Genomic DNA, 13,069 nt, shown 5'->3' on the forward strand with positions numbered 1-13,069 from the left:
CTCACCCTCCTACTGTAAAAACTTCATAAGCTGTTGTTTGTTGTCCATTGCTGATTTCGCGCCCTTGTCAAAAAATTGCTTCACATTCGTATCCGTAGCGCATTCCGCATATTCTGTTAGTTTACAGTGTGTGGTGTCATAGCCGCCGATTAAATGGCGTAAATTTTGTAATTCCAATTCTGATAAGTTACTCATCTTTTACCTCCTGATAATAATAGTTTCACTCCTATTATTACCATGATGAATCTTTCTATTCAGACAATTATTTCAAAAATGATTCATAACGGTTCAGTACTCTCACAGTTACAATGAAGCTTACAAAATCCCCGTATGTTCCAATAAAATCTTAAGTCCCATGAAAATAAGTACCACTCCTCCTACAAACTCTGCCCGGGCTTTATACTTCACACCAAAAGTATGTCCCACTTTTACCCCGGTCATCGATAGGAGAAAGGTCAATATGCCGATAAAAGATACTGCAACAACAATATTTACATTTAAAAAAGCAAACGTAATTCCTACCGCCAACGCATCAATACTGGTCGCTACTGCTAATACAAACATTTCACGTGCTGATAAAGAATCATTGCATCCACCATCTACGCTGCAGCCCTCTTCTTTGCTGCTTTTGGATTCTTTTATCATTTTTAGACCAATAATCAGAAGTAGAATAAATGCTATCCAATGGTCTATCGCTGTTATTTTGTCTCGAAACTGTATTCCGAGTATATATCCTATTGCGGGCATAAGTGCCTGAAAACCTCCAAACCACCCTCCTACAATAGCTGCCTTTTTCACAGTTAGCTTTTCCATCGAAAGTCCTTTACAAATTGCTACCGCAAATGCATCCATCGACAATGCGATTGCCAATGTAAATAATGTAATAATGTCCATTTTTTCTCCTTTGTTTCCTAAATCGTCTTTACTAATTCGTCTTTCCTATAGAATAAAAAAACTCACAGACAGTAACAGATAGAATCTATCTGCTGCTGTCCATGAGTCTCATTCATTAAGGTAATACCAGATTTTCATCATTATGTTGATATTACCGCAGACTTGGCTACCGGAAATCTGCGAACTACTCCCTCATAGGGACGCCTTACATTCTATAGTAATTCATAAATTTTGTCAACTTCAATTCCCTTTAAAAAGATACAAGAATACAAATGCATATTTAAATGCCATCAGCAAGCAAATCAACCATAGCAGCTACACATTATTATCTCTTATTATATGGCCATCTTTGAACTGTTATTCCACATTTTATTCAATTTTTACTTAAATTTTGTATATTTATATTATATAATGATATTGGGACAAAAGGTATTTTGCCCCAATGATACCTATCATTTAAATACGAAAAGGATAAAACATACTATGACTCTTACTACTCTTTGCTATATAGAAAAAGATAATTCTTATCTGATGCTCCATCGCGTTAAAAAGGAACATGATATTAATAAGGACAAATGGATCGGCATCGGCGGTCACTTCGAGCCTGGGGAAAGCCCGGATGATTGCGTCATTCGAGAAGCTAAGGAGGAAACAGGGCTGACACTTACCTCTTATCGCCTTCGTGGTATCCTCACTTTTTTATGCGATGATATTACTGATTATTATATTTTTTTATACACTGCCGATGGTTTTACGGGCGATCTTAAGCCTTGCAACGAAGGTACTTTGGAATGGGTATCCAAAAGTGATATTCCTTTTTTGGATTTATGGAAAGGAGACCTTATCTTTTTCAAGCTTTTGGAAGAAAATGCTCCTTTCTTCTCTTTAAAGGTTCGTTATATCGACAATGTATTAATAGAAGCCGTTCTTAACGGCAAAGAAATAGAGATTGCTTCTTTATAGCAATCTCATTTTTCTTGCCGCCTTCGTAAGCAAATGTCCTTTGGGCAGCCCTTTTAAATCCGCTTCTTTCACCGCTTTAAGCTTAATTACGAGTATAAAGTAAACCGGTACTGCGATTATTACCGCAACTGCCAGAGCAATGAGATTCACGAAATACATAGAATCCATAAACAGCTCGAGCAAATATGTAATCCCTTCATAGACACCAAATGCCACCCCTCCCATTATCACCGAGGCGAATAAAGGTCTGGCAAAGGTCTTATCCATCTCTTGCTTATACTCCAGATGTTTCCTTAGGGAAATCCCATTCAGTATACACATTAAAAAGGAGTACACCATTGTAGCGATCATCACACTATATACGCCCAAGTCTGTGTACCATAAAACAGATACGAGTACCGCCGTCTGCAATACGAGAGCAACTGCCGCATTGGTTACCGGAACATTCACCTTCCCAATTCCTTGCAACACCGCATTCGTCAATGTGGAAAGTCCATAGAAAATGACCGTAACCGAAAGCCCGGCCAAAAGCATAGAGGCCAGTTCCAAAGATTCTAACTGAGGAAACAACGCAAGCACCAAAGCCCTTGCCAGCACTCCTATTCCTACTGCCGCCGGTATGGAAATCAGCATTGTCACCTTTACCGCTGATGCCACCTTCTTCTTCGTCTGTTTCCAAGCTCCCTGTGCATAGGTCGAGGCAATGGTAGGGATAATAGCCGATGACATCGCAGAAGCAATTGCAATCGGAATATTAGAAATTGTCACCGCTTTCGATGCCAAAACTCCATAACTTGTAGAAGCCAGCGTGACACTCATTTCCTTGAAAGTTACCATCATATCCAAATATATCTTTTGATTGACTGAGGTAGTCAAGTTGTAAATACAAGTACTCAATATAAAGGGAGTCACTACCGAAGTAATCAATCGGAAAATTTCCTTATAAGAATCCTCTGTCTGCGTACGGTCGCGGGATATCCTTCTTTGAATCATCTTACGATTCATTATATAGACTCCGAACATAAAAAATAAAGCGACCAGAACACCTACACCTGTTCCAAGGGCACTTCCTATCGCACCATACATCGCTTGCGTGCTCGCATCCTTCCCGCTGGCCAGAGCCACCTGTATAAGGAAATACGCCGCCCCCATGCTGACTACCGCATTCAGTATCTGTTCCATAATCTGCGAAACTGATGTCTGCATCATTGTTCTATGTGCCTGAAAATACCCTCGTAAAACGCCGAGCAGACCATAGAAGAAAATGGTAGGAGCAAAAAAGCGAAGCACCGTAACTGAATACCCCATTACGAGATAAGGAGCGCAAACAAACAGCACGAGACTTGCTAATCCTCCGACTACCATAACATAAATAATTGCACATTTAAAAATTCTCTGTGCGTTACGATACTCTTTCAGCGCAAGTCTCTGTGCCAGCACTTTTGCAATTGCCGATGGAATGCTATAGGATGATACGAGTAAAATAATCGTATAAAATGTATATGCTGTCGCGTAATAACCGTTTCCTTCGTCTCCAATAATGGCTGTCAGCGGACTTTTATACAGCAATCCAATGATTCTGCATATAATGGATGCGGCAGCAAGTATTCCCGCTTGCATAATATATCCGTCTTTTTTCTTATTGTCAGACATTACATCATCCGTCCTTCTATCCTATCAGCCAATCATACATCTCCTGATATTTCTTCGCAGATACATGCCAGGAAAAATCTGTAGCCATTCCTCTGTCAACAATCTTATTCCATTCACGCTTTCTGTTATAATAAATATGTTCTGCATAGCGAATTGTTGTGAGCATCTCATGTGCATTATAATTAGCAAATGAAAAGCCTGTTCCCGTATTCTCGTACTCATTATAGGGCTCTACCGTATCTTTCAGCCCTCCTGTTTCCCTTACGATCGGCACCGTGCCATAACGAAGTGACATAAGCTGACTCAATCCGCAAGGCTCGAATAAAGACGGCATAAGAAAAGCATCACATGCTGCATATACCTTATGAGACATAGCCTCCGAATAATAGATATTGGCAGAAACCTTATTGTTATACTTCCAGTCGTAGTGGCGGAACATATTCTCATATTGTTCCTCTCCTGTTCCTAGTATAACGAGCTGAACTGCATCCTGACAAATCTCTTCCATCATGTAATGAATTAAATCAAAGCCCTTTTGGTCCGTCAGTCTCGAGACAATACCTATCATCATCTTCTTGTCATCTTGCTCCAGACCGAGTTCTGCCTGTAATGCGCGCTTATTTTTAATCTTTTCCTTACGGAAATTTACTGCATTATAGTTATGTTCAATATATTTATCTGTATCCGGATTGAATTCTTCATAATCAATTCCATTAACTATTCCTCTTAGATCCTGTTCTCTCGCACGTAAAAGTCCATCTAAGCCTTCTCCGTAGAAAGCTGTCTTAATTTCCTCCGCATAGGTATCGCTTACCGTCGTAATAACATCCGCATATACCATTCCGCCTTTTAGAAGATTCGCATCTTTATAAGCTTCTATCTTATCGGGCGTAAAGAAATAGTCCGGCAGTCCGGTAATAGATTTTACCGCCTTTACATCCCATTTTCCCTGGAACTTCAAATTATGAATCGTCATGACAGACTTCATTCCCCGGAAAAAGTCATTTCCCTGAAAACGTTCTTTTAAATATACCGGAACCAGCCCGGTCTGCCAGTCGTGGCAATGAATAACATCCGGCCTGAAATCAATGAGGGGTAGAGCAGACAAAGCCGCCTTGGAAAAGTACGCAAACTTCGTAATCTCATCTAATACATTGTCTCCATATGGTTTAAATCCTGTAAACATAGACTCATTATCGATGAAATAATAGGTAATACCATCTTGCATAGTTTCCAGAATTCCGACATATTCATTCTTCCAATTAAAATCCATATAAAAATAAGTCTTAAGAGTCATTCTTTCTTTGATTTCCTCAGACATACAACTATATTTAGGAATCATGACTCTAACGTCAAAATACTCTTTATCGATACATTTGGGTAAAGAACCAACAACATCCGCCAACCCACCCGTTTTAATAAACGGCACACCTTCCGATGCTACAAATAAGATTTTTTTCATAGCTTTACCTCCAATATAGTTAGAAATATTATACATCATATTGAAGCGCTTTGAAAGTGGTAAAACACGAAATTACGGTTTTTATCGGTTACTGTGAACAGTAACTTTTATTGTTTTCTGTATTGCAGGCGGATTTTATCTGCAATTAATGCTATAAATTCGGAATTGGTCGGTTTCCCTTTTCCTGTATTAATCGTATATCCGAACAAAGCATCCAGTGTTTCCATCCTCCCTCTGCTCCAAGCTACTTCGATCGCATGCCGAATAGCACGTTCCACACGGCTTGAAGTCGTCTGATATTTTTTTGCGATGGAAGGATAGAGTACCTTGGTAATGGAGTTTAACATTTCCGTATCCTCTACCGACATCATAATAGCTTCCCGAAGATACTGATACCCTTTAATATGAGCGGGAACACCTATCTCATGTATCATATCCGTCACATCCTTCTCAAGGTCTCTTTCCATCGTTATCCTCTTCACAACTGCATCCTGCCCAGTTTCTGATGAATTCTTATGACTGGATGGCACCGTTATCATAATTTGAAATTCTTTATCCATGTTCATCAGATCGCCAAGTATTTTATATACCCTTTCGTTATCCTTTGTAGCTGTTAGATTCAGTTGCTCCATATCAAACCTCCGACTTTTTTCTTTGCTGATATCTGAAAATCCAAAACAAATGCTAATTATTTCCAAATATTGCTAGTGTCTATTATAAAGGAACACTATTTGATGATTCAACCGTAAAGCATCGCATGAAAAAGGCAAAAGTTTCCATTATTTTCAATGAAGCAACATACTCTCTATAAATATGCCGTATCCACTCGTCGCATCCTGTACCAAAACATGGGTAACGGCCCCGATTATTTTACCATTTTGTACAATCGGAGATCCGCTCATTCCCTGTATAATCCCTCCTGTCAGGGCTAAAAGATTCTTATCCGTAATACGGAGCAATATCCCTCTATTAATATTATCGTTATTTAAATGCACCTCTAAAATTTCGACATCATAATACTTCGGACTTCCCTCTATACTGCAAATAATTTGGGCCGGCCCCTTTTCAATTTCCTGCTTCAGCCCTATGGGTAATTCTTCAAAAGGAATTTTTGCCCTTACTTGTTCCCCACAGTAGCCAAAAATACCCTCCGATGTATTTTCATTGATCTCACCGATAATATTCGCATCATCATATTCGATATAGCCCGTAAGCTCTCCGGGTGAACCATTACTCCCCCTGGTAATACCAACAATTTCAGTCTGATAAAGAGTCCCCTTTTCCAACGCCATCAATGTACTCGTATCCACATCGTTAATTCCGTGTCCCAAAGCACCAAAGCCTGAGCTTCCATTGATGTAGGTCATCGTTCCTACTCCCTGCGCGTTATCCCGAATCCATATGCCAATCTTATAATCTCCGGCCTGATTTACTTCGGGCTTCACCTTACATGTCAGTTGTTCTTCTCCCCTTCTCACCGTAAGCACCAGTTCTTGTCCTTCACAATGCTTCACCGTTTCCACGAAGGCTGCTTTGCCCACAATTTTCTCATCGTTGACATGGGTAATGTAATCGCCCGACTGCAAAATATATTCGGACGGAGAACAACGCTGTCCGTCCTCCCCGGTAAATTCTCCCACCCCTATAACAAGGACGCCTTGCGTCTTTACATAGATTCCAATGGGGATTCCCGCCGGCGTCAGCGTCTTATTCTGTATCACCTGAACACCTACCGTTTTTAACGGAATAAAGCCAAACAATTTCAAATCTAATACATACTCATTGATTTCATTGGCTTTAATCGTTACCGGCCTGGCCAGATCGATATGGATACTGTCTTTGGGAATATTAGATGCAGCAAGCCCGCTTACTTGTATAGCCTCCCGATACAAGTCTCCTGAAGCCGGAAGCTGCAGATTCAAAGTCTGATCCACGCCTGCCTTTATTTTGATATTGGAAGGCACCATCTTCCATAGAGCAAAATAGCAAGTACTGACAAGCGCAGTTACACCACAGCACAGTATAATATAGAGGAATATTTTATATTTTTTTACATTTTCCAAGCTATCACATCCTTTCACCGTTTATCGCAAACGATAAGCGATATCTTAGTATGTGAAAAACTTGCTCATTTTACTTTATTATTGTTTTGTATTTCTTGCCAATTCTTTCATTTCTTTTGCATTTTCAAGTGCCGCTTCTGTAATTTCCGCACCTCCGAGCATTCTGGCAAGTTCATTCAAGCTGCCATCTTCCACTATTTTCCTGATATTTGTGACTGTACGACCCTTTTTTGTACTTTTTTCAATCAGAAAATGGGTATCCGCCCTAGCCGCTATCTGTGGAAGATGGGTGATGCAGATTACCTGATGAGACATACCGAGAAGTCCCAGTTTCCCTGAGACCTTCCACGCCGTTTTTCCACTGATACCGGTATCGATTTCATCAAAAATCAGCGTCTGAATATCATCTTTATCCGCCAACACTGTCTTTAAGGCGAGCATAATTCTTGACAGTTCTCCCCCGCTTGCCACTTGACTCAAAGGCTTTAATACTTCTCCCTTATTGGTGGATATCATAAATTCCACATCATCATAGCCTTCGGCGGAGAATGCTCCTTCCTGAGGCCTCACCTGTATCTCGAACTCCACATTTTCAAAGTTCAAATCAATCAGAGCTTCTTTTAAATCCTTCGTCAGAACTTTCGCATATTTACTGCGGACAGAGGAAGCTTTTTGACAAAGAGCGGCCAGTTCCTTTGTTACCGTCTCATAAGATGCCAGCATCTGGTTCAGATGTGCTTCATAATTTTCCAATAAATTAAGTTTCTCTTCCACTTCTTCTTTATACAGAAGAATTTCTTTTATATCTTTTCCATACTTTGACTTTAAATGGTTGATAAGGTTCAAACGGTTTTCTGTATGAATAAAATCCTCCTCATCGAAATCCAATTCCTCCATATAGTCCATAAGCGACCTGTTAAAATCATTTAAAAGACCATCGATATCCTGAAGTTGTTGTTCCATATCAGGAAGCGTTTCATCATATTTGGATACACTTCTTAGCTCCCGCAGAGCTCTTCCTATACCCTCTCCTGCACTTTCTTCCTCTTCATAGCCGGTCAAACGATACACGATAGAAACCGTCTCTTTTATCTTACGACCGTTTACCATCCTGCGGTATCGCTTCTCAAGCGTAATATCCTCATCGGGTAAAAGTGATGCATCCTCTATTTCCTTTACTTCAAATGAAAGAAGAGAGACCTCCTTTTCTCTGGCACTCTCATCCGAATTTAATTCCTTTAATTCTCTTCCTATTTTCTGATAGTTATGATATTTCTCCTTCATATCAGCTTTTATCTGCGCAAGCGCATCCTTCGCATAGCTATCGAGAATCTCCTTATGCCTTTTCCTCTGCAAAAGAGACTGATGTTCATGCTGACCATGAATATCCATAAGAACACCCGATATTTCCTGAAGCTGCTTCGCACTCACCGTCTCACCGCATACCTTACATACACTTCTGCCGGACATAATTTTCCTCTGGATAAGAAGCATTCCATCCTCTTCCGGAAAAATATCCATCTTTCTCAGTTCCTCTTCCTGCACCGCGTCTAGCTGGAACATCAGCTCAATTAGCGCATATTCAGCCCCTGTACGAATCAAATCCTTATCCGCCTTGGCTCCGAGCGCCAAATTCACAGAGCCGATAATAATTGATTTACCAGCTCCAGTCTCACCTGTCAGAATATTTAAGCCTTTCTCGAAGCAAACTTCTTCTTCATCGATCAACGCCAGATTTTTCACATGTAAACTTACTAACATCCTTCTACTCCTTATGTGCTCAGGACAAAAATCATAACACACAAAATCTTTTTCCGGCTAGCCTTCTATTGTCTTTTGAATCTTATCCATTACAATAATAGTGTCTTCCACCGTTCTTATCGCAATCATAATCGTATCATCCCCTGCGATGGAACCTACGATTTCTTTCATCTTCATGGCATCGATAGCTGCCGCAACGGCCATTGCCATACCGGAAACGGTCTTAATTACGAGGATATTCTGTGCCATATCCATAGAAGCAAACCCGTCTCTCAGTACACGAATATATTTCTCACCGAGATGGCTGTCATCTTGTTTAAGTACAACATACTTCTGTTTTCCATCCCCTGTAGGAATCTTCGATAGCTTCAGTTCTCTTATATCTCTCGACACAGTAGCCTGCGTCACCTGGAAACCTGCCTCTTTCAGCCGGTCTGCCAATTCATCCTGTGTCTCGATATTATAATTTTCAATTAGTTCGACGATTTTCCCATGTCTGCTCTTTTTCATAACTGCTCCTTTCCGGTTCGGAACTTCATATCTTAGTCTTTCATCAATCACTCATTTTCTTATGTAATACCTCCAGGAAGCTAACTCGGTTAAGTTTAACAATTCCTGTCGTTTTCATCGCACGTCTGATTTCCACCCGGTCGCCGGTATATAAAATAAGCTTATGGCTTCCGTCGAAATTCACTTCCACTTGTTGGACAGAGTCTTCTCTTCCCGAAACAATTTCTATCTCTATTTTATCCGCAGGAGCTAAAACAATACTCCTTGTATTCAATGTATGCGGACAAATAGGTGTCACCACAATAAGTTCCGCCTTCGGTTCCACAATCGGACCTCCTGCAGACATATTATAGCCGGTAGAACCTGTCGGTGTGGCAACAATAACACCATCCGCATTATATCTATTTAAGAACTGCCCATTTACATAGAGATTGAACTTAATGATCTGCAGCGTCCCGCTTCTCGTAATCACAATATCGTTTAAAGCATATGACTCTTTCTTGTCATAATCTACAATTCCATTTTCTTGATGAAGCTTCTCATGATATTCGTTTCGTATCACTTTACCGCTAAGCATCATCCGCTGTTCAATGTCATATTGACCTTCCAACAGTTGATCCAGTGCTGACTCCAACCCGGACTCTTCAATTTCTGCCAGATAACCAAGAGTACCCAAATTAATGCCAAGTAACGGCATATCCTTATCGATAATGTCCCTGGCAGCCTGTAAAAGTGTACCATCGCCACCGAGTACAAGTACACAGTCCACATCCTCAGTAATCTTGTTTGCATCCGCATTTATGCTACATGTCCGATTATGAGATTCCAGATATTCTTTTATATAATTGGATTTTTCCAATTTGCCGTCCTTATGCTGGTTGGCAATAATATAAAAATGTTTCATATTTATACCCCATATCCGCCTCAGCGGACTTAAGACCAATAAGTTGAAAGTGCTTTTCTTTCAATTTTTTTATAACTCCTGATGTGCCTTTTTTACAATAGCTTTCATCATTTCTATGCTGTCACCCATAGAATCTATACTTTCGTTTTCTTCGGATAAGTAAACGGTATCTTCATCCTTTTTTTCCAAATAGAGCAGGTATTCAATATTCCCTTCAGGTCCTTTAATCGGGGAATAGTCCAGGCCGAGCAAAGAGAAACCTATCGATACCGCATAACTTGTAACCTTTTCTATTACTTCTTCATGAATCCCCGCTTCTCTTACAACACCCTTTTTCCCCACCTTGTCCTTACCAGCTTCAAATTGAGGCTTAATCAGACATACCATCTTCCCTTTGTCCCGCAACAAGTTTCTTGCAGGCATAAGAATCTTCGTCAGGGAAATAAATGATACATCTACAGAAGCAAAATCGAGAATATCCGCAATATCTTCCGGCTTCACATAACGGAAATTAGTCTTTTCCATACATACGACACGTTCATCATTTCTAAGCTTCCAATCTAGCTGCCCATGTCCTACGTCGACAGAATAAACCTTTATCGCACCGTTTTGCAACATACAATCGGTAAAACCGCCGGTAGAGGCTCCGATATCCATACAAACCATGCCATCTAAGGAAATATCAAATACTTCCATCGCCTTTTCCAGCTTCAAACCGCCTCTGCTCACATATTTCAGAGTGTTACCCCTTACCTCTATATGGACTTTTTCTTCTTCGAAAACAGTCCCTGCTTTATCCTCTCTTTGCCCGTTCACAAAGACATTTCCCGACATGATAATCGCTTTTGCCTTTTCCCTCGACTGAGCGTGTCCCTGCTTCACGAGAAGAACATCCAAACGTTCTTTCATTGCTTATCTTCCTTACCTGTTATTTGTCCTGCGTATTCTTACGGTCAACGCAGCAAATGCGCAGACCTACTGAATAGTTGCTAATGCCACATATGCAGTAACGATGCGTTTCACGATGGAGTCCGCATCGATACCGATTTCCTGCTTGAGCAAGTCCACGTTTCCATGCTCCACATACTCATCCGGTATTGCTACGGTAAGCACCGTCTTTTTCTCTTCCTTTCGGTCCAGCAGTTCTCTAACCTTTTCACCAAAACCACCACTCGCCACATTTTCCTCTAAAGTAACGAACATTCGATGTTCATCCCAGGCTTCTTCTATGAGCACCTCATCGATAGGCTTAACGAATCTCGCATTGATTAAGGAACAGGAGTATCCCTTTTCCTTTAACTGCTCCCTTACTTTTTCAGCCACGCTTACCATGCTTCCTACTGCCAGCAGACAGATATCCTCTTCTTCGTAGATATATTCGCCTTTTCCATATACAATAGGAGCCCGGTATTCTTTCAGACCATCATAAGCCTCTCCTCTCGGATAACGCAGTGCAATTGGGCCGTCAAAATTCACAGCGAACTTCATCATATCCGATAATTCCCACTTATTCTTAGGTGCCATAATATGCATATTCGGTATCGAAGATAAGAAGGATAAATCAAAAAGCCCCTGATGTGTTTCCCCATCGCTTCCTACAAGTCCTGCCCGATCAATCGCAAAGATAACAGGAAGATTCTGGATACAAACATCATGTAGTATCTGATCATAGGCACGCTGTAAAAATGAGGAATAAATAGCCACTACAGGCTTCAGCCCTCCTGCTGCCAGTCCTGCCGCAAAGGTCACTGCATGTTCCTCCGCAATCCCCACATCGAAAAAGCGATCGGGATACATATTCTTAAATCGTTTCAGCCCTGTTCCATCGGGCATAGCCGCAGTAATCGCAACGACCCGCTCATCTCTTTTACCCAGCTTTGTCATAACTGTGGAGAAAATATCCGAGTAATTCGCCTTAGTGCGGGAACGCAGCGGCACTCCGGTCTCCACATCAAAGGGTTCCGCCCCATGGAATCTTGCAGGATGCCTTCTTGCCGGCTCATAGCCTTTACCCTTTTCGGTAATTACATGAATCAATACGGACTTCTTAATCTTCTTCGCCTCTTGGAATACTCGCACCATCTGTCCGATATTATGTCCGTCTACCGGTCCCAGATAGGTAATACCCATATCTTCGAAAAACATACCGGGAATCATAAGCTGTTTAAAGCTATTCTTCGCACGACGAATAAAACGTACCATTTGATCGCCATATTTCGGCATATCTTTTAAGGTATTATATACGCCGTCGCGAAGGTCTAAATAACTATCTGCCATACGCACGTTATTCAAATATCTGGATACACCGCCTACATTTTCTGAAATAGACATATTATTATCATTTAGGATAATCATGAAGTTAGTTTCCTGCCTCGCAGCATTATTGAGCGCTTCATATGCCATACCTCCCGTTAAGGAGCCATCGCCGAGAACAGAAACGACCGTGTGCTTTTCTCCTTTGATATCCCTTGCCTTTACAAGACCTAATCCTGCTGATATGGAAGTGGAACTATGTCCCGTATCGAAACAGTCGCAATCGCTTTCCTTCCTCTTAGGGAATCCACTCATCCCTCCGTACTTGCGCAGAGTCTCAAATCCTTCTCTTCTTCCTGTCAATAACTTGTGGGTATAGGACTGATGTCCCACATCCCATACGATTTTATCCTCCGGAAGATGAAGTGCCAAATGAAGTGCCATGGTGAGTTCCACAGCTCCTAAATTGGAGCCTAGATGCCCCCCCGTCACACTTATCTTTTCTATAAGAAATTCTCTGATTTCCTGTGCCAGAGCCGGATAATCCTTCTCCTCCACCTCTTTAATATCATTCACCTTACGAATATCGTCCAACAGCATATATGC

General features: G+C 41.1%; 11 protein-coding genes and 1 pseudogene. 1 reads left to right on the forward strand and 11 read right to left on the reverse strand.

The window, feature by feature from the left end; translation table 11 throughout:
* Positions 1-9 precede the first annotated feature (9 nt).
* Positions 10-195 carry a hypothetical protein gene (locus RBB56_RS01140; protein WP_306720549.1) on the reverse strand — a complete coding sequence of 62 codons (186 nt, stop codon included), beginning with the start codon at positions 193-195 and terminating at the stop codon, positions 10-12.
* 120 nt (positions 196-315) lie between these two features.
* Positions 316-894, reverse strand: a complete 579-nt coding sequence (locus tag RBB56_RS01145; RefSeq protein ID WP_306720550.1) for a manganese efflux pump MntP — start codon at positions 892-894, stop codon at positions 316-318.
* Between the two features lie 483 nt (positions 895-1,377).
* Between RBB56_RS01145 and RBB56_RS01150 the strand changes: the two genes are divergently transcribed.
* A complete protein-coding gene (locus tag RBB56_RS01150; RefSeq protein WP_306720552.1) occupies positions 1,378-1,857 on the forward strand; it encodes an NUDIX hydrolase in 480 nt (159 codons plus the stop codon).
* Here RBB56_RS01150 and RBB56_RS01155 read toward each other — a convergent pair.
* From RBB56_RS01155 to dxs, 9 genes and pseudogenes are all read right to left on the reverse strand, one after another.
* Positions 1,852-3,510, reverse strand: coding sequence for a putative polysaccharide biosynthesis protein (locus RBB56_RS01155; RefSeq protein ID WP_306720553.1), 1,659 nt, complete (start codon positions 3,508-3,510; stop codon positions 1,852-1,854). The two genes, RBB56_RS01150 and RBB56_RS01155, sit on opposite strands and share 6 nt — an antisense overlap.
* A gap of 16 nt (positions 3,511-3,526) precedes the next feature.
* Positions 3,527-4,972, reverse strand: a complete 1,446-nt coding sequence (gene glgA / locus RBB56_RS01160; protein WP_306720554.1) for a glycogen synthase GlgA — start codon at positions 4,970-4,972, stop codon at positions 3,527-3,529.
* A 107-nt stretch (positions 4,973-5,079) separates the two neighbouring features.
* Positions 5,080-5,436: pseudogene (gene spo0A / locus RBB56_RS01165) on the reverse strand (sporulation transcription factor Spo0A); the annotation flags it as partial.
* Between the two features lie 321 nt (positions 5,437-5,757).
* Positions 5,758-7,035 (reverse strand): SpoIVB peptidase, encoded by a 1,278-nt coding sequence (gene spoIVB / locus RBB56_RS01170; RefSeq protein WP_306720555.1) that lies wholly within the window; start codon positions 7,033-7,035, stop codon positions 5,758-5,760.
* Positions 7,036-7,113: 78 nt separating this feature from the next.
* Positions 7,114-8,796 carry a DNA repair protein RecN gene (recN, locus tag RBB56_RS01175; protein ID WP_306720556.1) on the reverse strand — a complete coding sequence of 561 codons (1,683 nt, stop codon included), beginning with the start codon at positions 8,794-8,796 and terminating at the stop codon, positions 7,114-7,116.
* Positions 8,797-8,853: 57 nt separating this feature from the next.
* On the reverse strand, positions 8,854-9,306 hold the full coding sequence (argR, locus tag RBB56_RS01180; protein WP_306720558.1) for an arginine repressor: 453 nt from the start codon (positions 9,304-9,306) through the stop codon (positions 8,854-8,856).
* A gap of 43 nt (positions 9,307-9,349) precedes the next feature.
* A complete protein-coding gene (locus tag RBB56_RS01185) occupies positions 9,350-10,210 on the reverse strand; it encodes an NAD(+)/NADH kinase (RefSeq protein ID WP_306720559.1) in 861 nt (286 codons plus the stop codon).
* Between the two features lie 69 nt (positions 10,211-10,279).
* Positions 10,280-11,119 (reverse strand): TlyA family RNA methyltransferase, encoded by an 840-nt coding sequence (locus tag RBB56_RS01190; protein ID WP_306720560.1) that lies wholly within the window; start codon positions 11,117-11,119, stop codon positions 10,280-10,282.
* A gap of 66 nt (positions 11,120-11,185) precedes the next feature.
* Positions 11,186-13,063, reverse strand: a complete 1,878-nt coding sequence (gene dxs / locus RBB56_RS01195; RefSeq protein WP_306720561.1) for a 1-deoxy-D-xylulose-5-phosphate synthase — start codon at positions 13,061-13,063, stop codon at positions 11,186-11,188.
* Positions 13,064-13,069: the final 6 nt, after the last annotated feature.

The sequence above is a fragment of the Kineothrix sp. MB12-C1 genome (assembly GCF_030863805.1).
Lineage (GTDB): Bacteria > Bacillota > Clostridia > Lachnospirales > Lachnospiraceae > Kineothrix.